This window comes from Curtobacterium sp. Csp1 (assembly GCF_013347185.1).
Map to the genome: position 1 here is coordinate 1,270,493 of NZ_CP054594.1, position 24,970 is coordinate 1,295,462.

The 24,970-nt window shown below is 72.3% G+C and carries 17 protein-coding genes and 1 other RNA gene; 8 read left to right on the forward strand and 10 right to left on the reverse strand.

Going from position 1 to position 24,970, the window contains the following annotated elements:
* From HUN58_RS20455 to HUN58_RS06280, 4 genes are all read right to left on the reverse strand, one after another.
* The coding region (locus HUN58_RS20455; protein WP_254631673.1) for a leucine zipper domain-containing protein at positions 1 to 246 on the reverse strand (246 nt) is incomplete at its 3' end.
* A 311-nt stretch (positions 247 to 557) separates the two neighbouring features.
* Complete coding sequence (glgB, locus tag HUN58_RS06270; RefSeq protein WP_254631631.1) at positions 558 to 2,933, reverse strand: 1,4-alpha-glucan branching protein GlgB; 2,376 nt, start codon at positions 2,931 to 2,933, stop codon at positions 558 to 560.
* 215 nt (positions 2,934 to 3,148) lie between these two features.
* The gene (locus HUN58_RS06275; protein ID WP_204622584.1) at positions 3,149 to 5,149 is read right to left on the reverse strand and encodes an alpha-1,4-glucan--maltose-1-phosphate maltosyltransferase; all 2,001 of its coding nucleotides are present in this window, start codon (positions 5,147 to 5,149) and stop codon (positions 3,149 to 3,151) included.
* Between the two features lie 234 nt (positions 5,150 to 5,383).
* Complete coding sequence (locus HUN58_RS06280) at positions 5,384 to 7,447, reverse strand: glycogen-debranching protein (protein WP_180225430.1); 2,064 nt, start codon at positions 7,445 to 7,447, stop codon at positions 5,384 to 5,386.
* Positions 7,448 to 7,536: 89 nt separating this feature from the next.
* Between HUN58_RS06280 and HUN58_RS06285 the strand changes: the two genes are divergently transcribed.
* Complete coding sequence (locus HUN58_RS06285; protein ID WP_114850062.1) at positions 7,537 to 8,700, forward strand: cysteine desulfurase family protein; 1,164 nt, start codon at positions 7,537 to 7,539, stop codon at positions 8,698 to 8,700.
* A gap of 25 nt (positions 8,701 to 8,725) precedes the next feature.
* Here the strand turns inward: HUN58_RS06285 and HUN58_RS06290 are convergent, their stop codons facing one another.
* Entirely contained in the window at positions 8,726 to 9,088 is a 363-nt protein-coding gene (locus tag HUN58_RS06290) for a hypothetical protein (protein ID WP_180225429.1), read from the reverse strand.
* Positions 9,089 to 9,187: 99 nt separating this feature from the next.
* On the opposite strand from HUN58_RS06290, the gene prfB reads away from it, so the two are divergent.
* The 7 genes from prfB (at position 9,188) to HUN58_RS06325 (ending at position 15,935) form a co-directional block, all read left to right on the forward strand.
* Positions 9,188 to 10,297, forward strand: coding sequence for a peptide chain release factor 2 (gene prfB / locus HUN58_RS06295; protein ID WP_114850060.1), 1,110 nt, complete (start codon positions 9,188 to 9,190; stop codon positions 10,295 to 10,297).
* Between the two features lie 72 nt (positions 10,298 to 10,369).
* Positions 10,370 to 11,128, forward strand: a complete 759-nt coding sequence (gene ftsE / locus HUN58_RS06300; RefSeq protein ID WP_058740697.1) for a cell division ATP-binding protein FtsE — start codon at positions 10,370 to 10,372, stop codon at positions 11,126 to 11,128.
* A complete protein-coding gene (gene ftsX, locus HUN58_RS06305) occupies positions 11,125 to 12,039 on the forward strand; it encodes a permease-like cell division protein FtsX (protein ID WP_058740696.1) in 915 nt (304 codons plus the stop codon). The genes ftsE and ftsX overlap by 4 nt, the downstream gene beginning before the upstream one ends.
* 124 nt (positions 12,040 to 12,163) lie before the next feature.
* Entirely contained in the window at positions 12,164 to 12,640 is a 477-nt protein-coding gene (gene smpB / locus HUN58_RS06310; RefSeq protein ID WP_058740695.1) for an SsrA-binding protein SmpB, read from the forward strand.
* 98 nt (positions 12,641 to 12,738) lie between these two features.
* Positions 12,739 to 13,115: a transfer-messenger RNA gene (ssrA, locus tag HUN58_RS06315) on the forward strand.
* Positions 13,116 to 13,342: 227 nt separating this feature from the next.
* Positions 13,343 to 14,179, forward strand: a complete 837-nt coding sequence (locus tag HUN58_RS06320; RefSeq protein ID WP_180225428.1) for a hypothetical protein — start codon at positions 13,343 to 13,345, stop codon at positions 14,177 to 14,179.
* An 85-nt stretch (positions 14,180 to 14,264) separates the two neighbouring features.
* Positions 14,265 to 15,935: an APC family permease gene (locus HUN58_RS06325; RefSeq protein WP_208738909.1), complete on the forward strand. Its 1,671-nt coding sequence runs from the start codon at positions 14,265 to 14,267 to the stop codon at positions 15,933 to 15,935.
* Here the strand turns inward: HUN58_RS06325 and HUN58_RS06330 are convergent.
* The 5 genes from HUN58_RS06330 to HUN58_RS06350 form a co-directional block, all read right to left on the reverse strand.
* The gene (locus HUN58_RS06330; RefSeq protein WP_180225427.1) at positions 15,932 to 17,236 is read right to left on the reverse strand and encodes an LLM class flavin-dependent oxidoreductase; all 1,305 of its coding nucleotides are present in this window, start codon (positions 17,234 to 17,236) and stop codon (positions 15,932 to 15,934) included. The two genes, HUN58_RS06325 and HUN58_RS06330, sit on opposite strands and share 4 nt — an antisense overlap.
* A 1-nt stretch (position 17,237) precedes the next feature.
* A complete protein-coding gene (locus tag HUN58_RS06335; protein ID WP_180225426.1) occupies positions 17,238 to 18,605 on the reverse strand; it encodes an O-acetylhomoserine aminocarboxypropyltransferase/cysteine synthase family protein in 1,368 nt (455 codons plus the stop codon).
* Positions 18,606 to 18,754: 149 nt separating this feature from the next.
* Positions 18,755 to 19,465: a M50 family metallopeptidase gene (locus HUN58_RS06340; RefSeq protein WP_180225425.1), complete on the reverse strand. Its 711-nt coding sequence runs from the start codon at positions 19,463 to 19,465 to the stop codon at positions 18,755 to 18,757.
* A gap of 174 nt (positions 19,466 to 19,639) precedes the next feature.
* The gene (gene glmS / locus HUN58_RS06345; RefSeq protein WP_180225424.1) at positions 19,640 to 21,493 is read right to left on the reverse strand and encodes a glutamine--fructose-6-phosphate transaminase (isomerizing); all 1,854 of its coding nucleotides are present in this window, start codon (positions 21,491 to 21,493) and stop codon (positions 19,640 to 19,642) included.
* A gap of 427 nt (positions 21,494 to 21,920) precedes the next feature.
* Entirely contained in the window at positions 21,921 to 24,611 is a 2,691-nt protein-coding gene (locus tag HUN58_RS06350; RefSeq protein ID WP_180225423.1) for a LuxR family transcriptional regulator, read from the reverse strand.
* Positions 24,612 to 24,970: the final 359 nt, after the last annotated feature.

A 24,970-nucleotide genomic window follows, 5' to 3' on the forward strand; every position in this document is an offset into this window, starting at 1 on the left:
CCGCGCGGTCAGGACCGCTGCCTCACGCTCCGGGCTCGTTCTCGTCGGTGTCCGCAGCGGGCGGCTTGACCGGTCCAGTAATCCGATGGCGCCGTCAGCCCGAAACCGACGAACCCACCGGTGCGCGCACTGACGCGAGATGCCGAGCTCCTTGGCAACGTGCGCGACGGGACGACGGTCATCAATGACGCGAGTAATGAGCAGCCGCCGGCCGTGCAGGGTCAGACGGGCATTAGCGTGGGACACAGAGGCCTCCTGGCGATGGCAGAACTAGACAGCTCCATCAAGCCAGGAGGCCTCGCTGAGTCACAAGCCCCGCAGTGTCACCAACGTCACGGCCGGGTACAACTAGCGCGCGGTCCTCGCGCGACGTCGCCGAGACGCCGCCGATCCGCCGAGACGCCGCCGGATCCGGCGGCGTCTCGGCGTTCCGGGACCGTCTCGCTGCTGCGGGACCATCTGGTGGGGCCGGTGCCGTCGCGCGGGTGCGCACCACATGACGGACGGGAGGCGCGGTGCCAGCCGGCACCGCGCCTCCCGTCCGTCAGGGGGTCGCGTCAGCGAGCAAGGCGCAACCAGACCGCTCCGAGCGGTGGCACCACGAAGTGTGCCGAGGCGGGGCGGCCCGCCCACGGGGTCTCGTCCGCGGTGACCGAGCCGAGGTTGCCGACCCCGGATCCGCCGTACTCGACGGCGTCGGTGTTGAGCACCTCGTCCCACCTGCCGGCTGCCGGCAGGCCGAAGCGCCGCTCCACGGGCACGCCCGAGAAGTTCACGAACACGGCCAGTCGGTCGTCGCCGTCCTTGCGCAGGAACCCGAGTGTGGAGTGCGGGGCGTCGCCGCCCTCGATCCACTCGAAGCCCTCGGGCGAGGAGTCGTGCGTCCACAGCGCCGGCGTGTCCTTGTACACGCGGTTGAGCGAGGCGACGAGGTCTTGGACGCCGAGGTGCCCCGGGTCGTCGAGGAGCCACCAGTCGAGGCCGCGGGCCTCGGACCACTCGGACGGCTGCGCGAACTCCTGGCCCATGAAGAGCAGCTGCTTGCCGGGGTGCGCCCACATGTAGGCCAGGTAGGCGCGGACGTTCGCGAGCTTCTGCCACTCGTCGCCGGGCATCTTGCCGAAGAGCGAGCCCTTGCCGTGCACGACCTCGTCGTGGCTGATCGGCAGCGTGAACTGCTCGCTGAACGCGTACACGAGCGAGAACGTGATCTCGTCGTGGTGGTAGCTGCGGTGGACCGGCTCGCGCTCGATGTACTCGAGGGAGTCGTGCATCCACCCCATGTTCCACTTCTGGCCGAAACCCAGACCGCCGGCGCTCGTCGGCTGGGTCACGCCCGGCCACGAGGTGCTCTCCTCGGCGATCATCACGATGCCGGGGTAGCGCTTGTACGCTGTGGCGTTCGTCTCCTGCAGGAAGGAGATCGCCTCGAGGTTCTCGCGGCCCCCGTGCACGTTCGGCAGCCACTCGGTACGGGAGTAGTCGAGGTACAGCATCGACGCGACGGCGTCCACGCGCAGACCGTCGATGTGGAACTCCTCGAGCCAGTACAGCGCGTTCGCGACCAGGAAGTTCCGCACCTGCGGCTGCCCGAAGTCGAACACGTAGGTGCCCCAGTCGAGCTGCTCGCCGCGTCGGGGATCGGGGTGCTCGAACAGGGCGTACCCATCGAACTTCGCCAGCGCCCACTCGTCCTTGGGGAAGTGGCCTGGGACCCAGTCCATGATCACGCCGATGCCCGCGGAGTGCAGTCGGTCGATCAGGTAGCGGAGGTCGTCCGGCGTTCCGAACCGGGCGGTCGGGGCGTAGTACCCGGTGACCTGGTAGCCCCACGAACCGCCGAAGGGGTGCTCGGCGAGGGGGAGGAACTCGACGTGCGTGAACCCGAGGTGCTGCACGTGCCCGATCAGCTGGTCGGCGACCTCGCGGTAGGACAGCCCCGGACGCCAGGAGCCGAGGTGCACCTCGTACACGCTCATCGGGGCGTCGTGCGTGGTGCTCTGCGCGCGGCGTTCCATCCAGGCGGTGTCGCCCTCGGACCACGTGTAGTCGGACGCGGTGATCACGGAGGCGGTCGCCGGCGGCACCTCGGTCCGACGGGCGAAGGGGTCCGCCCGCTCGACCCAGCCGGAGTCGGTCAGGATCTGGAACTTGTACCGCTGCCCGACCAGGGCGCCCGGCCAGAAGAGCTCCCACACACCGAGGTCGCCGAGGCGGCGCATCGCGGTGGTGCGACCCTCCCAGCCCTCGAAGTCGCCGATCACCCGGACGGCCGTGGCACGGGGCGCCCAGACCGTGAAGGCCACGCCGTCGACGCCGTCGACCGTGGTGACGTGGGCGCCGAGGTGGTGCCAGAGCTGCTCGTCGCGACCCTCGCCGAACAGGTGGAGGTCGAGCTCACCGATGGTCGGCGCGAAGCGGTAGGCGTCGTCCGTGGTCCAGGTCGCGTCGTCGGCGTCCGTGGACTCGTCGAAGTCGTAGTCGGCCTCGACCCGGTAGCGGCCGAGGGTGCCGGGCGTCGCGCCGGCCCACATGCCGTCGCCCTCGTGGGTGAGTTCGACGTCGTCGCCGTCGGGGCGGACGATCCGGACCGACGATGCGAGGTGTCGGACGACCCGGACGCTCGTCCCACCGTCGACCGGGTGCGGCCCGAGCACGTCGTGCGGGCGGGACCAGCGGCCCTCGGCGACCTGCTGCCGGAGCCAGTCCTCGACCGGGGCGGGCCGCGGTCCGTCGGGCGACGGCGCACCGGAGTCGGTGCTCGGGGTCGGCGCGGTGCTCGTCGTCGCGGTGGTGCTCGCCGCTGTCGGCTCCTGGGACCCGGACGGAGCGGTGGCCTGTCCGCCGAGCGTCGCGGACTCGGGAACGCCGCGGTCCGGAGCTTCGGGGGAGACCTCGGGTGCCCCGGGGAGGTCCTCACCCGGAGCGGACACGCGCGGTTCGTAGCGCGGCTGGTCCGCACCGCTCGGTGCGACAGCGGTCGGCGTCGCCGAGGGACGACGCACGGGCGGCGGGGGCGGCGGCACCGGCGGGACGCTCGGGCCCTGTCCGCGGTCGGCGGCGGGCGTCGGCGCCGGGCTGTCAGGAGCGCTGGCGGAGGTCGGCTGGTCGGCACCCATCGGCGGGGTCCCCTTCGGGTCGCGGTCGGTCATCGGTGGGGTCCCTCCACGACGAGCAGGTGCACGGGCTCCTGGAACGCGTCCAGGCGGACGTAGTTCGACGAGCCCCACACCCAACGCTGGCCGGTCACGACGTCGCGGACGTCGAACGGCTGCTCGGTAGGTAGTCCCAGGGCAGCGAGGTCGAGGTGCACCGTCGTCTCGCGGGCGGAGTGCGGGTCGACGTTCGCCACGACGATCACCGTGTCGGCGCGGCCGGAACGGATGAACTCGCCGGGCAGGTGCTTCGAGTACACGACGATCGCCGGGTCCTCTGCCGCGTGCACGTGCAGGTTGCGCAACTGCCGGAGCGCGGGGTGCGCCTGCCGGAACCGGTTGAGCATCGTCACGTAGGGCGCCAGGCTCGCCCCCTCGGCCTCGGCCAGGGCGAAGTCACGGGGCTTGTACTCGTACTTCTCGTTGTCGATGTTCTCCTCGGAGCCCGGGCGGGCGACGTCCTCGAAGAGCTCGTACCCGGCGTACATGCCCCAGGTCGGCGCCCCCGTCGCGGCGAGCGCTGCGCGCACCTTGTAGCCGGCACGGCCGCCGAACTGCAGGTACTCGGTGAGGATGTCCGGCGTGTTCACGAAGAGGTTCGGGCGCAGGTAGGCGCTCGTCTCGTGGCTGAGCTCGGTGAAGTAGTCCTCGATCTCGTCCTTCGTGTTCCGCCACGTGAAGTACGTGTAGGACTGCTGGAACCCGGCCTCGGCCAGGGCACGCATCATCGCCGGGCGGGTGAACGCCTCGGCCAGGAACACGGTCTCGGGGTGCTCGTCGCGGACCTCGCGGATGACCCGCTCCCAGAACCACAGCGGCTTGGTGTGCGGGTTGTCGACGCGGAAGATCCGGACACCGAAGGCGATCCAGTGGCGGAGGACCCGGAGGACCTCGGTGACGATGCCCTCGGGGTCGGAGTCGAACTGGATCGGGTAGATGTCCTGGTAGCGCTTCGGCGGGTTCTCGGCGGTGGCGATCGATCCGTCGGCGCGGACCGTGAACCACTCCGGGTGCGCCTGCACCCAGGGGTGGTCGGGGGAGCACTGGAGGGCGAAGTCGAGCGCGACCTCCATCCCGGTGTTCTTCGCCGTCTCGACGAAGTCGCGGAAGTCGTCCTCGGTCCCCAGGTCCGGGTGGATCGCGTCGTGACCGCCCTCCGGCCCGCCGATCGCCCACGGGCTGCCGGGGTCGTTCGGACCAGGGGTCAGCGTGTTGTTCGGGCCCTTACGTGCGGTGGTGCCGATCGGGTGGATCGGCGGCAGGTAGACGACGTCGAAGCCCATGCGGGCCACCGCGGGCAGACGTCGGGCCGCGGTGCGGAAGTCGCCGCTCTTCCACGACCCGTCGGGGTTCTTCTTCGCGCCCTCGCTCCGGGGGAAGAACTCGTACCAGGCGCCGACACCGGCGCGGGTGCGCTCGACGTCGAGCAGCTGAGTGGGGGAGTGCGTGCGGAGCGAGGTGAGCGGTGCGTCCTCGACCTCGCCGGTGATCCGCGGGTCGTCGACGGCTGCGAGTCGTTCGGCCGGGTCGAGCTCGGTGTCCCGGACCCGCTCGGCGGCGCGCGCGGCGGCGGTCGAGTCGGTCTCCGCCGCGAGCCGGTCGAGCAGCACCGCCCCGTCGAGGAGCGTGGCCTCGGTGTCCACCCCGGCGGCGATCTTCAGGCGTGCCCCGTGGATCCAGGTCGCCCAGTCGTCGGAGAACGACTCGACGTGCCACGTCCAGACGCCCGTGTGGTCGACCTGCACGGTCGCCTCGTACCGGTCGGTGCCGGCGCCCACCAAGGTCATCGGGACGGTGCGGGTGCCGCCGTCGGGGCGCTCCAGCACGAGGTCGGCGCCGATGACCCCGTGTCCCTCGCGGAAGACGGTCGCACCGAACGTGATCACCTCGCCGTCGAAGGCCTTCGACGGGAACCCGTTCGGGGTCGTCGGCGTGAGTCGGGTGATCGGGATGCGCCCGATCTTCGGTCGGCGGGGTCGGTCTGCAGTGGCCACGGAGCCGACGCTACCCGGCTGCGGGGCCAGCGTTCCCCGGAAGACGCGGCCTGTGCACGACCGGGCGCGCCGTGCGGCCTGTGGAGGAGGACGGCGCCGTGCACGTTCCTGCCCATCGCAGCCGACGTGGGAAGCCAATCCGCGCATCGGGGGTCGGAAGGAACGACCTCCGATGCGCGGATCGTCCTCCGACGCGCGGAACCGCCTCCGACGCGCGGATCGGCCCCAGGCGCTCTACGCCACCTCGAACACGTGGATGCCCGGGCCGTAGGCGGTGAAGACCTGCCCGGCCGGGCGGACCCGCTCGTGGTCCCGGTGCTTCTCGCTCGACCAGGCCAGGCGGTACCCGACGACGTCGTCGCGGACCGGCAGCGTCAGGTCCCGCGTCCGCCCGCTGCCGTGCACGACGACGAGCACCCGGTCGGCCGGCTCGTGCACCGGGGTCGACTCGGCGAACCACTGCACCGCGCGGTGGATCGGCTGGTCCCACCCCTCCGGGGTCATCGCACCGCCGTCCGGCCCGTACCAGGACATCCGCGTCGCTCCCGGGGTCTCCTGCCCCTCGACGCCGTAGCGAGTGGGGCGCAGCGCCGGGTGCGCGGCCCGGAGCCGGGCGAGTGCGGCGACCGCCTCGGTCATCGACTCGGCGTCCTCGTCGTCGGACCAGTCGACGGGCGTCAGGTCCTCGGACACGACGTACGCGTTGTTGTTGCCGTGCTGCGTGCGGCTCCGCTCGTCGCCGGCGGTGAGCATCGGGACGCCGGCGGACAGCATGAGCGTGCCGACGAGGTTCCGCATCGACCGACCCCGGGCGGCGCGCACCCCGCGGTCGGCGGTGTCGCCCTCGATGCCGTGGTTGAACGAGCGGTTGTCGTCCGACCCGTCGCGGTTCTCCTCGCCGTTCGCCTCGTTGTGCTTGCGGTCGTGCGAGACCAGGTCGAGCAGGGTGAAGCCGTCGTGGGCGGTGACGAAGTTCACGCTCGCCGTCGGACCGCGGTCCGGACCGAACAGCGCCCGAGACCCCGTCAGCGCCCCGGCGAGCGCTCCGATCCCCGCGGAGGGCGCACCGTTCCGCCGCTCCTCGGCGATGTCCGTCAGCCAGAACTGCCGCACGGTGTTCCGGAAGCCGTCGTTCCACTCGCTCGTCCGGGCACCGAACGCCCCGGTGCGCCACCCGTCCGGTCCGACGTCCCACGGCTCGGCGACGACGAGCACGTCCTGCAGGTCGGGGTGCCGGCGGATCCGGTCGAGCAGCGGGTGCTCCGCGTCGAAGACGTGGCGGTCGTCGCGGGCGAGCGCGGCCATCAGGTCGAACCGGAAGCCGTCGACCTGGACCTCGCGCGCCCAGTAGCGGAGGCTGTCGACGACGAGGTCGGCGATGGCGTCCGTCGAGGTGTTCAGCGTGTTCCCGCACCCGGTCGTGTCGTAGTACGCGTCGCCGTCCGGGGTCCACCGGTAGTGGGACGCGCCGTCGAGTCCGCGGAGCGACGAGGTGGGACCGCCCAGGCCCTCTTCCGCGGTGTGGTTGTAGACGACGTCGAGCACGACCTGGATCCCGGCCTCGTGCAGGAGCCGGACCATGCCCTTGAACTCCCGCAGGACCCCGGAGGCGCCGGCGGCCCGCGCCTCGGCGGAGGCGTGCGCGGCGTGCGGGGCGAAGAAGCCGAGGGAGTTGTACCCCCACGCGTTCTCCCGCCCGGCGTCGCGGAGCCACGCCTCGGAGTCGAACGCGTGCACGGGCAGCAGCTCGATCGTCGTGACGCCGATGCGGTGCAGGTGCGCGATCGTGCTCGGGTGGGCCACGCCCGCGTACGTCCCGCGCAGGTGCTCGGGCACGTGCGGGTTCGCCGCGGTCAGCGTGCGGACGTTCGCCTCGTACACGACGGCCCGGTCGAGCGGTACGACCGGCTTCACCACGCCGCCCCAGTCGAACGCGTCGTCGACGACCTCGCTCGTCCAGCGCGCAGAGCCGGAGCCGCCGCCGGAGCCGGCGTCGGCACGCACGATCCCGCGGGCGTACGGGTCGAGCAGCGGTCGCGACGCGTCGAACCCGTGCCGCGGCCCGTCCGGTCCGTCCACGAGCAGGTGGTAGCGGTCGCCCGGTCGGACGTCGGGTGTGGCGGCCGCCCAGCGGTCCGTCCCCGTGACCGGCTCGAGCGGGTACCACGTCGGCTGCGCGTCACCGGGGCGCTGCACGACCAGGGTCACGGCGGTCGCGTCCGTGGAACGGACCGAGAACCGCGGCTCGCCGTCGCCGAGGCGGAAGCCGGGGGTCTCGTCGATCGCGGTCTCCTGCATGCCACCCAGGGTACGAGAGGCCGCGCGTATCCTGGACACGCTCGACCGGGGGCCACCGCGCGCCCCGCCGCCCACGTCCAGGAAGTCCCGTGCCCGTCTACCTCGACCACGCCGCGACGACGCCGATGCTGCCCGCAGCGCTCGCCGCGTACACCGACGCGCTCGGCACCGTCGGGAACCCGTCGTCGATCCACAGCGCCGGACAGCGCGCGAAGATGCTGCTCGAGGACGGCCGCGCCGCCGTCGCGGCGTCGCTCGACGCCGAGCCGGTCGAGGTCGTCTTCACCTCCGGCGGCACCGAGAGCATCAACCTCGCCGTGAAGGGCCTGTACTGGGCCCGCCAGCAGGACCGCCCACGGCCGCGGATCGTCGTCCCGGCGGGGGAGCACCACGCGACGGTCGACACCGTCGAGTGGCTCGAGCGCCACGAGGGAGCGGTCGTCGACGTGGTCCCGTTGGACGCGCAGGGTCGCGTCGACCTCGCCGGCCTGGAGGCGCGACTCGCGGACGCCACGGACGTCGCCCTGGTCACGTTCCTGTGGGCGAACAACGAGGTCGGTACCCTGCAGCCGGTGCGTCGCATCGTGGAGACCGCGCACGCCGCGGGCGTGCCGGTGCACAGCGACGCCGTCGCCGCGTACGGGCAGGTGCCGGTCTCGTTCCGGGACTCCGGGCTCGACGCGCTGAGCGTGTCGGCACACAAGATCGGCGGACCGGTCGGCATCGGTGCGCTCGTCCTCGGACGCCGTGCCTCGGTCGAGCCCCTGATCCACGGCGGCGGCCAGCAACGGCAGGTTCGGAGCGGCACCCAGGACGCGTCGGCCGCGGTCGCGTTCGGCGTCGCCGCGTCCACCGCACACACGGACCTCTCGCCCCTGCGGGACCGGCTCGTGGCCGGTGTGCAGCGGGCCGTCCCGTCCGCGCGGTTGATGGGTGACCCGGTCGACCGGCTGCCGGGCAACGCGCACTTCACGTTCCCGGGCTGCGAGGGCGACTCGCTGCTGTTCCTGCTCGACGCCGCCGGGGTCGCGGTGTCCACCGGTTCGGCGTGCCAGGCCGGCGTGCCGGAGGCCTCGCACGTGCTGCTCGCGATGGGGTTGTCCGAGGAGGACGCCCGCGGCGCGCTCCGCATCACGCTCGGGCACACCTCGACGCAGGCCGACGTCGACGCGTTCCTCGCCGCACTGCCGGACGCGGTCGCCCGGGCCGGTGCCGCGGGGATGGCCGCACGCACGCCCGTGCTCGGCCGCTGAGACCCGTCGACGCTGCTTCCGGCGGTCAGGCCGGTTCGTCGACGAGCGCGACGAACCGGGTGCCCACCCCGTGCACGGCGTACCGGGCGTGTCCCGGTGCGGGTGCCGGCGCGTCCTCGGGGTCGTGCCGGTCGCACACGAGCAGCGTCCACTCCGGCCACCACTTCTTCGGCCGGGCCGTCTCGGTGTCCCCGCAGATCGAGCAGGTGAGGTCCGTCCAGACCTTCCTGGCCCCCGTCCGGTTCGCCCGCGACTGCACGAGCCAGACGGGCGGGTCCGACTCGATCGCCGACAGCTCCGCCTCGGAGAGGTGGGCGGGGAGCCCGTGCCGGCTCGCCATCTCCAGGGGGATGTCGAGCCGGACGGCGGCGTCGCGTCGTGAGACCATCCGACCAGGGTAGGCGGCGTCGGACGCGACCGGCGTGGCGGCGGTGGGGCGTGCCTCCCGGTCGGCGGCCCCGGACGCACGCCGGTAGGATCGGTGACCATGGTCGAACTGGACTTCTCCGAGCAGCTCTCCGCCCTCCGCGAGACGTTCGGCAACATCCGCTCGGTGGTCGACGTCGACCGCCTGCAGCGTGAGATCGCCGAACTCAGTGAGCAGGCGGGTGCCCAGGACCTCTGGGACGACGTCGAGCACGCGCAGCAGGTGACGAGCGCGCTCTCGCACCGGCAGGCCGAGCTGCGGAAGATCACCGACACGCAAGCGCGCATCGACGACCTCGAGGTCCTCGTCGAGATGGCGAACGAGGCCGACGACCAGGAGTCCGCGGACGAGGCCGCCGCCGAGCTCAAGGCCATCCAGAAGACGATGAGCGACCTCGAGGTGCAGACGCTCCTCGACGGCGAGTACGACGACCGCCCCGCGGTGATCACGATCCGCGCGGGCGCCGGCGGGGTCGACGCGGCGGACTTCGCCGAGATGCTCCTCCGCATGTACCTGCGCTACGCCGAGCAGCACGGCTACAAGACCACCGTGATGGACACCTCCTACGCGGAGGAGGCGGGCATCAAGTCCGCCACGTTCGAGGTCGACGCGCCGCACGCGTTCGGCACCCTGTCGGTCGAGGCGGGCACGCACCGCCTGGTCCGGATGTCGCCGTTCGGCGCCGCCGGCAAGCGCCAGACGTCCTTCGCGGCGGTCGAGGTCATCCCGCTCATGCCGGAGACCGCGGTCATCGACATCCCCGAGAACGACATCCGCGTCGACGTCTTCCGGTCCTCGGGCCCCGGTGGGCAGTCGGTCAACACGACCGACTCCGCCGTCCGCCTGACCCACATCCCGACCGGCACCGTCGTCTCGATGCAGAACGAGAAGTCGCAGATCCAGAACCGTGCCGCGGCCATGCGCGTCCTGCAGTCGCGCCTGCTCCTGCTGAAGCAGGAAGAGGAGAACGCGAAGAAGAAGGAGCTGGCGGGCAACATCACCGCGAGCTGGGGCGACCAGATCCGCTCGTACGTCCTCGCGCCGTACCAGATGGTCAAGGACCTGCGGACCGAGCACGAGGTGAACAACCCCTCAGCCGTGTTCGACGGCGACCTGGACGGCTTCATCAACGCGGGCATCCGCTGGCGCAAGCAGGGCGACGACGACTGAGGGCCGCCGCGGCGGACCTGAGCCGCGCGCCTCGGCGGTTTTCCGGACCGGGCGACCTACCCTGATCCGGTCATGATCAAATTCGACCACGTCACCAAGGTCTACTCGGGCAACCCGAGTCCGGCGCTCGACGACGTCTCCCTCGAGATCCTCAAGGGTGAGTTCGTCTTCCTCGTCGGTGCCTCCGGCTCCGGCAAGTCGAGCTTCCTGCGTCTCGTCCTCAAGGAGGAGAAGCCCTCCCGGGGGCAGATCCACGTGCTCGGGCAACGCCTGGGCGCCCTGTCGTCGCGCAAGGTCCCCTACTTCCGTCGCAACCTCGGCGTGGTGTTCCAGGACTTCCGCCTGCTGCCGAACAAGAACGTCTTCGACAACGTCGCGTTCTCGCTGCAGGTGATCGGCAAGAGCAAGGGCTTCATCAGCGAGGCCGTCACCGACGTGCTCAAGCTCGTCGGGCTCGCCGGCAAGGCGACGCGCATGCCGCACGAGCTCTCCGGTGGTGAGCAGCAGCGTGTCGCGATCGCCCGCGCGGTCGTGAACAAGCCCGCGGTCCTGCTCGCCGACGAGCCGACGGGCAACCTCGACCCGACGACCTCGGCCGGCATCATGGCGCTCCTCGAACGCATCAACCAGGGAGGCACCACCGTGCTCATGGCGACGCACGACGCCAGCATCGTGAACCAGATGCAGCGCCGGGTGATCGAGCTCTCCAACGGCACGATCCTCCGCGACGAGCAGTCCGGCGGGTACCAGACGCAGGCGATCCCCGTGCAGCGCGGCGCCGGCGTCTCGAACACCACCGGCATCCAGACGATCCCGGGGCTCATCCGATGAGGCTCGGGCTGGTCATGTCCGAGGTCGGGTCCGGTCTCCGCCGGAACGTCTCGATGGTGGTGTCCGTCGTCCTCGTGACCTTCATCTCGCTGACCTTCGTCGGCACGGCGATCCTGCTCCAGATGCAGATCAACCAGATGAAGGGCTACTGGTACGACCGGGCCCAGGTCGCGGTGTACCTCTGCACGGACACCGACACCACGGGCAACTGCACCGGGGCGAAGGTCACGGACGAGCAGCGGCAGCAGGTCGAGGCGCAGCTCGACTCGTCGACCCTCAAGCCGTACATCGAGAAGACGTACTTCGAGGACCAGGCGCAGGCGTACGACCGGTTCAAGCAGCAGTTCAAGGACTCGCCGGCGACCGAGTTCGTCAAGCCGGAGTACCTCAACGAGACCATCTGGGTGAACCTGAAGAACCCGTCGCAGGCCGACGTGCTCCAGGAGAGCCTGTCGAAGGTCGCCGGTGTGCAGAGCGTCGTCGACCAGCGCGGCTACCTGCAGCCGATCTTCAACCTGCTGAACGCCTCGTCGTACACGGCGATCGGCATCGCGTCGCTCATGCTCGTCGCCGCCGTCCTGCTCATCGCCACCACGATCCGGCTCTCCGCGTTCAGTCGACGGCGCGAGCTAGGCATCATGCGGCTGGTGGGAGCGTCGAACCGGTTCATCCAGACCCCGTTCGTGCTCGAGGGGGTCATCGCCGCGGCGATCGGCGCGGTCCTGTCGGGTGGCGCGATCCTGGCGGTTGTCTGGTTCTTCGTCCGGAACTACCTGTCCCAGCGGTTCCCGCAGACGTCCTTCATCGGCATGTCCGACGCCGCGGTCGTCGTACCGGCCGTGATCGTCGTGGGTGTGCTGCTCGCGGGCATCTCGGCGTCCATCGCGATCCGGCGGTACCTCCGGGTCTGATCGCCCACACGCCACGCGGGACGGGGTCGACGCGCCGGGAAGGTGCGCGGCCCCGTCGCTGTTCACTAGGCTGGAGGGCTGCGCCAGGACGGGCAGCAGGACCAGCACCTCGGAAGGGAACACCATGGCGAAGGAACGCGGCGAGAAGATCGTGGCGACGAACCGTCGCGCGCGCCACGACTACCTGATCGAGGACACGTACGAGGCCGGCATGGTCCTGTCCGGGACCGAGGTGAAGTCGCTCCGCGAGGGGCGGGCCTCGCTCGTCGACGGCTACGCCTTCATCGACGCCGGGGAAGCCTGGCTCGACGCCGTGCACATCCCCGAGTACACCGAGGGCACGTGGAACAACCACACGCCGCGGCGGAAGCGCAAGCTGCTCCTGCACAAGCAGCAGATCGTGAAGATCTCGCACAAGACGGCGCAGGGCGGCTACACGCTGGTCCCGCTGCAGATCTACTTCCACGACGGTCGCGCGAAGGTCGAGATCGCGGTCGCCAAGGGCAAGCGCGAGTTCGACAAGCGTCAGGCGCTTCGGGAGAAGACCGACAAGCGCGAGGCCGAGCGGGCGATGCGCTCGCGGAACCGCCTCGGCGAGTGACAGACCTCCCCTTCGTCGGCTAGACTGAGGGACCGCTCCGATCCGGAGCACTTGACAACTCCACAGCGCGACAGCGGCTCGCACGTTCCGGCCTGTACGGGGATGATCGGTTTCGACATTGCCTGTGTGCCGACGGGAAGCGGGCCGAGGACCCACGGTCATCTCGTGAACGATCCGTGGAAAACAACAAGTGCCAATTCCAAGCGCACTGACTTCGCTCTCGCTGCGTAAGCAGCCCAGCACATGAAGTCCGTCGGCCAGGTGACCGTCCCCTAACCTGATCCCGGCGTCATCCAGAGGACTTGCTGCACGGTTGCGCCTCGGGGCCGTGCGGGACTTGCACTGAGACTGGGCTCGTCGTTCTAGAAGCCGGTAGCAAAGGACGGAGCCGAGCAGAACGCCTCATCCGGATACGCCCGTAGAAGACGTCGAAGCGCAGCGATGGACGGGGGTTCGATTCCCCCCATCTCCACCGATCGCCGGACGTCGAGCCGCTGTCGCAGTGCTCCTCAAGGCTCAGTGCCCGTGAAGGGTCAGTGCCTGTGAAGGGGCAGTGCCCGCATAGGCGCTGGTGTTGTCTGAACGCCCCGTCGTCGTCCCCTGGACGATGCCGGGGCGTTCGCTGTTCCCGGGAGCGCTGGCGACTACTGTCCGGATCAGGTGCGGGAGGGACCCGGACCGGTGCACGAGAGGGTGTGTCGCGTGGTGCAGGAGATCGCGATCCGTGTCCGGCTGCGAGAGCAGGAGCGCGTGGGGTTGGCGGAGTACGAGCGGATCGTCGGGTCGGTGGCCTCGGTCGCGGCCGTCGTTGCGTGGCTGCCGACGCCGGAGTCTCGGCTGGTGCTCCGGGGTCGCGGCGCCGAGCCCGTGCGCCTCGAGACCCTGTCGTACGGGTCGGTGTTCGAGATGCTCGTCGTCCTGGACCAGCGGTCGCCCGCGGTCGAGCGTGCAGCGGGTGCGGTCGCTGCGCTGGTCGACGCGGTCCGGGACGAAGCCGTCGCCGACGACGCGGCCGGGGTGGCCGGGGAGCTCGACCGGCTCGACCGTGCGGCGCCGCGGGGTCGGTCGGGCGTCGAGCGGAGCCTGCGCGCGTTCCTCGAGGGGGCACGGTCCGACGTGCTCGCACGGCGGACGGCGACGCGGGTGCGTGCGGCCCAGGCGCTGCTCCGGCTCGCTGAGGACGGGGCGGAGATCATCGTCGAGCGGGTGGACGACGCGCTGGCGCCCGAGGTGACCGAGGCGCCGGTCGAGGCGGCCGCGGAGACCGGCAGTGTCGTCGTGCTCGCCGAGCCGGGGGCGCCGGACGACACCGAGCTCGGCGGCGAGGAGGATCAGGACGTCGAGAAGCAGAATGAGGAAGAAGAAGAAGTCCGACAAGAAGAAGCCGGGCAAGAAGCAGGACGAGGAGCAGAGCAAGAAGAAGGACGGGAAGACGAAGAAGGACAAGGGAAAGGGCAAGAAGAAGCACAGCAAGAGGTCCTGACCCGTCCAGCCGGAAGGCTGTGGGATTGTACAGTGCTCTTGTTTCCATTGTGTTAAACAATCCGCCACCGGGGCCCGCGCAGTGCCAGCATCGTGACGCGCGACTCCGTCCGATGGGGTCGCCCCGTCGAACGGAGCTGCAGTGGACACCACCACGACCCAGGCGCTGCCGGACTCCGGCCTGAAGCGCAACGTCGGTTTCATCGGGCTCATCTGGGCCTCGACCGGGTCGATCATCGGCTCCGGGTGGCTGTTCGGGTCGCAGGAGGCCCTGAAGACCGCCGGCCCGGCCGCGATCATCTCGTGGGTGATCGGCGGTGTCGCCGTGCTGGTCCTCGCGCTCGTGCACGCCGAGCTCGGCGGCATGTTCCCGATCGCCGGCGGGACGGCCCGCTTCCCGCACATCGCGTTCGGCGGGGTCGCCGGCGCGTCGTTCGGGTGGTTCTCCTGGCTGCAGTCCGTGACGGTCGCCCCGATCGAGGTCGAGGCGATGATCAAGTACGCGCAGCACTGGCAGTTCGCCCACCCGTGGCTGCACACCGTCGTCGTCAACGGCCAGACGCAGCAGCTGCTGACCGGTGCGGGGATCGCCGTCGCGATCGTCCTGATGGCCGTCGTCACGGTGATCAACCTGCTGAGCGTCCGGATCCTGGCGAACACGAACTCCGCCGCGACCTGGTGGAAGGTCGCGATCCCGCTGCTGGTCATCATCGTGCTGGCCTTCAGCGGTTTCCACGGCGAGAACTTCACGGCGGCGGACGGCTTCCTTCCGCAGGGGGCGAAGGGCATCCTCGCAGCGGTGTCGACGTCGGGCATCATCTTCGCGTTCCTCGGCTTCGAGCAGGCGGACCAGCTCGCGGGCGAGGCGAAGAACCCGAAGCGCGACATCCCCCGCGCCGTCATCGGCTCCGTGGTCATCGGGCTGGTGATCTACCTGCTGCTCCAGGTCGTGTTCCTCGGCGCGCTGCAGTCCGGGGCGGTGCAGGGCTCGTGGGCGACCGCCGACTTCACGAAGTACACCGGTCCGTTCGCCGACATCGCGATGGCCGCGGGGCTGACCTGGCTCGCGGTGGTCATCTTCGTCGACGCGATCATCTCCCCGGCGGGCACCGGCCTGATCTACGTGACCGCGACGACGCGCATCTCGTACGGCCTGAGCCGCAACGGCTACTTCCCGAAGGCGTTCGAGTGGACGACGAAGGCCGGCGTGCCGTGGGTCGGACTCGTGACCGCGTTCGTCGTCGGCTGCGCGTGCTTCGCCCCGTTCCCGTCGTGGCAGGGGCTCGTCAGCCTCATCACGAGCGCGTCGGTGCTCATGTACGCGGGGGCGCCGCTTGCCCTCGGGGCGTTCCGGAAGCGCATCCCGGAGGTCGAGCGCCCCTACCGGATGCCGATCGCGTCGGTCCTGTCGCCCGTGGCGTTCATCATCGCCAACCTGATCATCCTGTGGACCGGGTGGGACACCGACTGGAAGCTCGGCGTCGCGATCCTCATCGGCGCGGTCGTCATCGTCCTGAACAACGTGTTCCGCGGTGCGACCAGCGTCCGCCCCCGGTGGGACTGGAAGGCGGCGCAGTGGCTGCTGCCGTACCTGGTCGGGATGGGACTCATCGTCTACTTCAGTGACTTCAACACCACCGCGCCGGTCGTGCTGTTCCCGCTGTGGGTGGACATCGTCGTCGTGGCCGTGTTCTCGCTCGTGGTCTACTTCTGGGCGATCGCCTCGGCGTCCCCGCGGGAGGAGATCCTCCGGACCGCCGCGGACGTCCGCGACGTCGAGGAGTCGAACGTCCTCGAGCCCGTCCGCCACTAGAAGTCGAACAGGTTCCCCCGCAGACCCCCGTCCCCGTACTCCCGCCGCAGCAGCCCGCGGCGCCGGAGCACGGGGACGAGGTCGCCCGTCATCCGGTACACCTGGGCCGGGTGCAGGTCCCCGGACAGGATGAACCCGTCGTTGTCGGCGTCGGCGCCGAGCTCCTCGGCGAAGTCCGCGAACTCCTCGGCCGTGCCGACGAACCCGTCCCGGGTGCGCAGCCGCCCGAGCCGTGCCTTCCTGGCCAGGAGCTCGCGCAGCGGCGCGTCCGGGGTGTCGCCGAGCAGACCGCGGATCGTCCCGGCGGAGACGTGCTCGCCGAACGTCCCGGCGGGTACGGGCGCGTCGAGGTCGAGCACGGTCAGGTCCGTCTCCGAGTCGCTCGACCACGCCACGGCCGCGGCCAGCAGTGCCTCGTCGGTCGGGTGGGCGGACGCATCGACGAGCCGGTCGGCCTCCTCCGCCGAGGCGACGAGGACCGGCTTCACCACGAACAGCACGCGCACGTCGTCGGCGCTCCGACCGGCGTCCGTGGCTGCGGCGAGCACGCGGGCGCGGTACTCCCGGACGGCGGCGGCCGACAGCGGCGCGAGGGCGAGCTGCACGTCCGAGTGCGTGCCGGCGAAGCCGAGCCCGCGTCCGGAGCCGCCGGGGGAGACCACGACCGGGTCCGTGTCGAGCGGCAGCGCGTTGAGCGGTCCGTCGGCGGTGAAGTACGCGCCCTCGTGGTGGAAGGCGTCGAGCGCGTCCCCGTCCGCGAAGTGCCAGTCGGAACGGGAACCGACGTACCCGTCGCCCCACGAGTGCCAGAGCCGCCGCAGCAGCGTGATCCACTCCTCGGCCCGGTCGTACGCGGCGTCGTGGGGGAGCGGCGCCGCGCCGACGTGGCGGGCACTCCCGGTGTCCGTGACGACGTTCAGGCCGAACCGGTCCGACGACAGGTGCGCGAGCGTGGCGGCCTGCCGGGCGGCCAGGTATGGCGGGGTGATCCCGGCGTTCACCGTCGGAGCGATGCCGATGTGCGACGTGGCGGCGAACAGGTACGGCGCCAGCAGCAGCGGGTCGTGCTTCGGGCCGCCGTAGGCCTGCCGGATCCGCAGGTCCAGGGTGGACGGGTTGCCGAGCGAGATCGCGTCCTCGGCGATCACCAGGTCCATCCCGGCCTGCTCGAGCGCGCGGACGGACTGCTGGTACAGGTCCGGCTTGGTCCAGTCGTGGCCCCAGTCCCAGTCCGCCCGCCCCCACGCCTGTGGGCCGAAGCCCCGCGAGAAGAAGTACCCGAAGTGCTGCAGGTCCGCCATCTCAGGCCACCTGCGTCGCCGCACGGACCGTGGCGGACGCGCCACGGGCCTCCCGGCCGGCCGTGGAGCCGACCGCCCTGCGGACCGCGGCGAACCCGCGCTCCAGGTCGCGGAGCAGGTCCGCGACGTCCTCGATCCCGACGGACAGGCGGACGAGGCCGTCGTCGATGCCCTGCGCGGCCCGCTCGGCGGGCGTCCGACCGGCGTGCGTCGTCGTGGCGGGGTGCAGGACGAGCGAGCGGACGTCGCCCAGGTGGGTCATCCGGCTGAACAGCTCGACGGCGTCGATGAAGGCCCGCGCCGCCGGCTCGCCGCCGGCGAGCGTGAAGGCGAAGACGGACCCGGCTCCGCGGGGCAGGTAGCGCTGCGCGAGGTCGTGGTACGGACTGGAGGCGAGACCCGCGTGGTCGACGCTCGTCACCTCCGGCTGCTGGTCCAGCCAGGTGGCGACCGCCAGCGCGTTCGCGCAGTGGCGCTCGACGCGCAGGCTGAGGGTCTCGATGCCCTGGCGGAGCAGGAAGGCGTTGAACGGCGAGGGCGTCGGACCGATGCGGGACGCGATCACGTCGCGCGCGTACACGACCCAGGCGCGGGGGCCGTGGACGTCGACGTAGCTGCGGCCGCCGAGGGCGTGCTCGGGCGTCGTCAGGTGCGTCCACCGCTCCGGGGCGGCGGACCAGTCGAACGTGCCGGCGTCCACGACGACCCCGCCGAGGCCGGACCCGTGGCCGGACAGGAACTTCGACGCGGAGTGCACGACGACGTCGGCGCCGTGCTCGACCGGACGGACGAGGTACGGCGTCGCGAGGGTGTTGTCGACCACGAGCGGGACCCCGGCGCGGTGGGCGGTGGCGGCGACCCCGGCGATGTCGAGCACGTCGTTCTTCGGGTTCGGGATGGTCTCGGCGAAGAAGGCCTTGGTGTTCGGGCGGACGGCCGCGGCCCAGGCGTCGAGGTCGCGGGCGTCGGCGACGAAGTCCACCTCGATGCCGAGCAGGCCGAGGTTCTGCAGGAGCAGCCCGCGGGTGCCCTCGTAGATGCTCTGCGCGCTGACGACGTGGTCGCCGGCCTGCAGCAGGCCGAGGAACGCGACTGTCGCCGCCGCCTGGCCGCTCGCGACGAGGATCGCCTCGGCGCCGCGCTCGAGCAGGGCGATGCGCCGCTCGGCGTCGGCGTTCGTCGGGTTGCCGAGGCGCGTGTACGTGTAGCCGTCGTCGGTGCCGGCGAAGCGGTCGCGGGCCTGGTCGAAGTCCTCGAACAGGAAGCCGGAGGTCATGTGCACGGCGGGGACCCGGGCGCCGTGGTCGGCGTCGGGCCGGAACCCGCCGTGGACCTGTTCGGTGGTGAAGCCGTGGCCGTCTTGTGACATGGGGTCCCTCCGGGGGTGGGTCGTGCGGGTACTCTCGCACCCCGACGGCCGCCGTGGGGGCTGTGCGGCGTCCGGTTACGCCCGCGGACCGGGGCGTGCCGCAGCGGCGGACCCGCGCCCGCGCTGCCGGCGGACTGCCGTGCCGCGCGTCAGAACAGGGCGCGGACGCCGGTGTCCAAGGTGTCCCACACGACGAGGAGCGGGTCGCGGGCGAGCCACACCGCGACGGCGTTCACGGCCACGAACAGCACGAACCAGACCGCCGCGGGCAGGCGCATCTCGGCTGCGGCGATGTGGAAGTCCGTCTGCACGCGTGCCCCGGTCACCAGCCACCGTGCGACGGCGACCACCGAGCGGGCCCCGTCCACGACGAACGCCGCCCCCACGCCGGCGACGACGAGCACCGTGGCCTCGGACGGACGCAGGGCCACCCAGAACGCGAGCGCGTCGAAGCCGACGACCACGAGCAGCCCGAACCAGTTCCGGACGAACGCCAGGGCGACGAGCCCCACCACGCCGAGCACCACGACCGGCAGCCACCGGGAGCCGTGCAGCACCCCGGCGAGCAGCAGCACACCCGCCCACACCGGCGCACTGTAGCCAGCGAACAGGTTCGCGATCCGGACCGCCCACCGCACCGCGGCGGGGACGCGGCCGAGCCGGACCCAGGCCTCGCCGGAGCCGTCCGGATGCAGGTCGATCCGCTCGATGCGTCCGCCGAACGGCACGACCACGACGCAGTGCCCCACCTCGTGCACGATCGTCGCGGCGATCCGGGCGACGCGGCCGAGGTACGGCACGAAGGGCAGCAGGGCGCCGACCAGGACGGCGACGAAGACGAGCGGCGGGGCAGCGGTCACGGCGACCAGGATGGCAGGGCGCACCTCGGACCCAGCCGGACGCAGCCGACACCCGGCCGGACGCAGCCGACGCCCGGCCGGACGCTCAGCCGGGCAGGACGGCGACGAGCACCACGACCACCGTGACGAGGACGACGAGTGCGGCCGTGACGGCGACGGACACCGTCACCCGGTTCACCCGGGTGTGACGGGCCATGCGCCCCCCACCGCCCGCGCGGTGCCCCGTGGCTTGTCGACGTCGCACCCCGCTTGCAGCGCGAGCTCCCGGGCGAGCATCTGCAGCGGAACGACCGCCTCGACCGGCCCCCACGGAGCGGTCCCGCGGCCCCAGGCGAGGTCCGCGGTCGCGTTCCGGGACGCCGTGAGCGCCGGGACGTCGGAGTCCGCGCCGCCGATGGTCACGACGAGCGCCCCGCGGGCCCGGACCTCGGCGACGTCCGCTCGGAGCCGGTGGTCGCCGTGGTCGACGACGACGACCGGGATGCCCTCGTCGACGAGTGCGAGCGGTCCGTGCTTGAGTTCGCCGGCGGGGTGCGCCTGGGCCCACCGGTAGCTCAGCTCGGTGGTCTTCAGGGCGCCCTCCGCCGCGTACGGTAGCCCGGGACCCCGGCCGAGGAACAGGAACCCCGGGGCGTCGCGCACGGTCGCGGCGAGCAGCGGCACCCGGTCGGCGGCGACCGCCGCGGCGGCGGCCATCCGTCCGGGCAGCTCGGCGAGTTCGTCGACCAGGGCGGCCGCCCGGGCAGGATCGAGCCGCCCGGAGGCGACGAGCGCCGAGACGACCGCGGTCACGCCGACGACCACCTGCGCCGTGAAGGTCTTCGTGGCGGTGACCCCGACCTCGGGCCCCGCGTCGCAGTCGAGCACCGCGTCGGCGCGGCGGGCGAGCGAGGAGTGCACGTCGTTCGTGAGCGCGAGGACCGGGTTGCGGTCCTCGAACCGGTCGAGCGCCCGGAGCACGTCGGCGGTCTCACCGGACCGGCTGATCGCCACGACGAGCGTGCCCGGTGCGAGGACCACCTGGTCGGACTCGCTCGCCGCGACGACGTCGGTCGGGACACCCCCGAGTCGACGGAGCACCCCCGCCACGACCTGACCGGCGTGCAGCGACGTCCCGCACGCCACGACCGCCAACCGGTCGAACGCGGGCAGTCCGAGGCCGGTCCAGGTGCTCCCGTCGACGGTCCGGCGGCCGACCCGGTCCAGGATCGTGGCGACGACCGTCGGCTGCTCGCCGATCTCCTTCGCCATGTGGTCCGCGTGGTCCCCGCGGTCCGGCGTGTCCGCGGCGAAGGGTGCCGGCGTCGGGAAGGGCACGGGGACCGCCAGCCCACCGGACGACCACGACCACGCCTCGCCGAGCTCGACGACGTCCCCGTCGCGCAGCGGCACGAACGTCTCGCACCACGGCGCGATCGCCCCGACGTCGCTCGCCACGAAGTCCCCGCGGTCCGACCGGGCGATGACGAGCGGCGACCGGTGGGCCGCCACGACCATCCGGCCGTCCCGGGCGTCCAGGACGACGACCGCCCACGACCCCTCGAGCTGCGCCGCGGTCAGCTGCACCGCGAGCATGAGGTCCGGATCGACGGTCAACGCCCGCTCGACCAGGTGCGCGACGACCTCGGAGTCGCCCTCGGAGCGGAACACGTGCCCCTGCGCCTCGAGCGAGGTCCGCAAGCGCCCGGCGTTCGCGATCGTCCCGTTGTGCACGATGCTGATCCGCCCGGAGCAGTCCGCGTGCGGGTGGGCGTTCAGCTCGCTCACCGCGCCGCGGGTCGCCCACCGGGTGTGCGCGATCCCCGCACCGGTCGCCGCGCGGGCCACGGGGACCGTCGCCGCGTGCTCGGCCACGCGCGCCCGCAGGTCGCCGACGCGGGACACGGAGCGGACCGTCTCGATCGTCCCGGCCGCCGTCCGCACCGCCACGCCCACCGAGTCGTACCCCCGGTACTCGAGCCGCTCGAGACCGTCGAGCAGGTACGGGGTGGCGTCGTCGGTGACACGGGCCGCGATGATGCCGCACATCTGGTGTCCGATCGGTGGGACTGCTGGGGGAGTTCGGCACCGACCGCCGTCGGGTCTGCCGCGCGTCCGGGTCCGCCGGCCGGACCGCCGCCCGCCCCCGGATCTGGTGGGGACGGACGACGGCGTTCGTGGCCGACGGTTCGGGTACCGGACGAGGGTCCGCGGACGGGTCCCCACCAGGGGGCACGACGGTCGGTGCAGGAGCAGCCTCCACCGCGGCGGAGGCCCCGGCAACGGCAGCACGCCCCTCTTGCGGTTCCCCGCCGCCGCGGTGCGCCGCGGCGACGGTCGTGCGGTCTCCCGCAACCGGACCCGGCGGTCACCAGGGTGGGACGACGACGAACGGGAGGCCCGGTACCAGCTGGTACCGGGCCTCCCGTCCGTCAGGGGGTCGCGTCCACGTCACCGCGGTGGCGGACGCGACCCGTCACGTGAGCAGCGCCACCAGGTGCGAGCGCGAGCGCGCGCCGACCTTGCGGTAGATCTGCGTGAGCCGCAGCTCCACCGTCCGCTGCGACATGAACAGCGACGAGGCGATCTCGCGGTTGCGGTAGCCCTCCGTCACCTTCTGCACGACCGCGCGCTCCTCGGCCGTGAGCGTCGTGAGCACCGCCGACGCGTCCGGCACGCTCCGCGGGGATCCCGGCACCTGCGCGCTCGGGACGGAGCGCACCGACGACGGGGCCGCGAAGGACGGCATCGCCGCACTCGCAACCGGCGTCACGAGCGGCCGCCGGAGCCCGGCTGCCTCGTACGACGCCGCCGCAGCGGCACCGAGCCGCGGACGCTCCGCCGCGGTGCCGACGCAGGCGAGCGCCGCGAACGTGCGGGCCCGCTCGTACTGCGAGTCGTGCGGCTGGAACAGCTCCAGCGCACGGCGCCGCGCGGCGTCGCGGGTCGTGTCGTCCGCGACGAGCGCCAGGCTCCTGGCGAGCACCAGGGCACCCCACCGCGACGGCCGGGCGTGGTGGTCCGCCGCGAGCCGTGCCGTCACGGTGCGTGCGTCGTCCGTCCGACCGGCCCGGACGTAGCCCTCGACGAGGTCGCCGAGGTGCCGGAGCATCGTCGGGTTCCGCATCGAGCGGCCCACGGCGTCCGCGGCCTCGAGGGCGACCACGGCCTCCTCGACCCGGCCGTCCAGCAGGAGCACCCGCCCACGGAGCGCGTGCAGCTTCGCGGTCGTGGCCCACAGCTGGTTCGTCGACCGCTGCGCGAGGCACCGGTCGACCACCTCGAGGGCCTCGTGGGAGCGCCCCTCGGCGAAGTGCCGGTACGCGATCGCGAGCGCCCGGGAGGCCTCCGGCGGACGCCCGTCCGCACCGGCCGCGGCGTCCCAGACGTCGATCGCCCGGAGCGCCTGCCGGTAGTTGCCGGAACGCAGCTCGTTCTCGGCGGACAGGTAGCGGGCGGCCTCGGTCCAGACCGCCTGGGTCTCCTGGCTGCGGGCCATCGCCAGGGCGAACACGCGGCGGGCGCTGCGGTGGCGCTCGCCGAGGCTCAGGGCGTGCGCGACGAGGAGCAGCGCGGGGTCGGACAGCGTGAGCAGCTGCGACGTCGCGAGGCCGTCGTAGAGCTCGGTGTCCGGCGCGAGCGTGCCGTCGATCGCGTCGACGAGGTGCGACACCGCGGTGGCGATCTCCGCGGTGTGCGCGTCGACCGCCGGGCGGAGCGCCTCGACCCGGGCGAGCAGGTCGCGGGCCTGCTCGAGGTCCCAGGACTCGGCGCGGAAGCTCGCGACGGTCGCGAGGAGTCCTGCCGCCGCGGGCGCTTCGGGTGCGTCCGGGGCGACGGGCACGAGCAGCTCGTCCGCGTGCACGACCTCGCCGCGCAGGTACTGCACGGAGTACAGCAGCCGCAGGCGGCGGACCTCGTCGGCGGTCCGGCGGAACGGCCGGATCGCGGCCAGGTACCGTGCGGCGAGCCCGAGCATGCGGTTCGCGAGCATCGCCTCGGCGACGCCCAGGAGCGCCGCGCGCTCGTCCTCGCAGCCGGAGCCGACGTGCAGGGCGCGCTCGGCGAGGGCCACTGCGGCGTTCGGCACGCCGTCCGCCACGTAGCCCGCGGCCGCGGTCAGCAGACCGACCACGTCCGGGACGTCGTCGACGAAGCTGCGGTGCCAGGCCGCCGCACGGGGGTCGGACTCCGCGACCACGCCTGCGAGCTCGGTGTGCCCGGCGCGCCGCTGTCGAGCGGACATCCGCCACCAGAGCACCGATCGCACGAGCGGGTCGCGGACGGTGACGCTCTGGCCGCGCACCGCGACGAGCCCGGCGTCGGCCAGGTCGTCGACGCTGTCCCGGTCCCACGCCGCCGTGCGGGCGACGGGGGCGAGCGCGAGGCGGGCGAGGACGTCCAGATCGCGTCCTCCCTCGCTCTCGTGCTCGAGGGAACGGTCGGCGATCGCCTCGCCGGTCGCCGTCGGACGCAGGGGGAGCAGGAGCGGCTCGGTGCCGGTCCGCTGCTCCGGGGTGAGCGCGTCGACCTGCTCGCGGAGGGCGCCGGGGTTGCCCCCGGTCTCCTGGGCGAGCACGGCGAGGACGCCCTCGTTCGCGTCCGCGGGCGCCATCGAGCGCGCCGCGACCAGTGCTTCGTCGGCGGTCAGCGGTTCGAGCCGCAGCGTCGGCAGGGACGCGAGCGGCCCGTCCGCCGGGACCGAGCGGACCGTGGCGACCAGGCGCAGGGCCGTGCCGGCCAGCCGACCGGCGAGGAACGCGATGAGCTCCTGGCTCTCCGCGTCCATCCGGTCGAGGTCGTCGATGAGGACGACCGTCGGCGGCAGGGTCAGCGTCTGCACGGCCTCGAGGAAGTCGTGCGCCGCAGCGAGTCCGCCCGAACCGGAGCCCGGGGCGTCGGACTCCAGGAGCAGGGCGATGTGGGCCGACGCACGGGGGTCGTCGAGCGCGGTGAACAGGGAGGTCACGCCGGCGAGCGGCCAGCGGGACTCGGTCCCGTTGACACCGACGCGCACGACGGGGAGGGCGACGCGGTTCGCGACCGCGTCGAGGACGCTGCTGCGTCCTGAACCAGGGTCGCCGACGACGACCATCGCGCACTCACGAGGGAGTGCTGCGAGGGTCGCGATCCGGTCGACCTCGAGACGGCGACCGGTGAGTGCCATGACTCACCGGCCCCCGGGTGTCGCGGCGGCGAGGGTGCGCGCGCCGGGATGGACGGGAACGAGATGCGGACGACGAGTGAGGGTGCACTCGGTTCCGCGCGGGAACGATGAAGACATCGTCTGTACCACCCCTCGGGTTAGGGTTTCTGGACGAGACACGACGGGTCCGACACCGCTCTCGGACCTAGGGAATCCGAGGCAGTCTCCGACCTGACGCTGCCGTCACAGTAACCCAGGTCCGGCACCACTTCGAGGGCCGCGGCGACGAGTTGTCCGCTCGCGTTGTCCCCAGTCCGGGGGGTCGTCCGGCGGGGCGTCCAGCGCGGCACGCCGGGGGAGGCGTCGGGCTGGGGTACACG

Coding starts and splice junctions, on each gene's coding strand:
- HUN58_RS06280 (WP_180225430.1), bottom strand. CDS start 7,447: ATGCAGGAGACCGCGATCGACGAGACCCCCGGCTTCCGCCTCGGCGAC.
- HUN58_RS06290 (WP_180225429.1), bottom strand. CDS start 9,088: ATGGTCTCACGACGCGACGCCGCCGTCCGGCTCGACATCCCCCTGGAG.
- prfB (WP_114850060.1), top strand. CDS start 9,188: ATGGTCGAACTGGACTTCTCCGAGCAGCTCTCCGCCCTCCGCGAGACG.
- ftsE (WP_058740697.1), top strand. CDS start 10,370: ATGATCAAATTCGACCACGTCACCAAGGTCTACTCGGGCAACCCGAGT.
- ftsX (WP_058740696.1), top strand. CDS start 11,125: ATGAGGCTCGGGCTGGTCATGTCCGAGGTCGGGTCCGGTCTCCGCCGG.
- smpB (WP_058740695.1), top strand. CDS start 12,164: ATGGCGAAGGAACGCGGCGAGAAGATCGTGGCGACGAACCGTCGCGCG.
- HUN58_RS06330 (WP_180225427.1), bottom strand. CDS start 17,236: ATGGCGGACCTGCAGCACTTCGGGTACTTCTTCTCGCGGGGCTTCGGC.
- HUN58_RS06335 (WP_180225426.1), bottom strand. CDS start 18,605: ATGTCACAAGACGGCCACGGCTTCACCACCGAACAGGTCCACGGCGGG.
- glmS (WP_180225424.1), bottom strand. CDS start 21,493: ATGTGCGGCATCATCGCGGCCCGTGTCACCGACGACGCCACCCCGTAC.
- HUN58_RS06350 (WP_180225423.1), bottom strand. CDS start 24,611: ATGGCACTCACCGGTCGCCGTCTCGAGGTCGACCGGATCGCGACCCTC.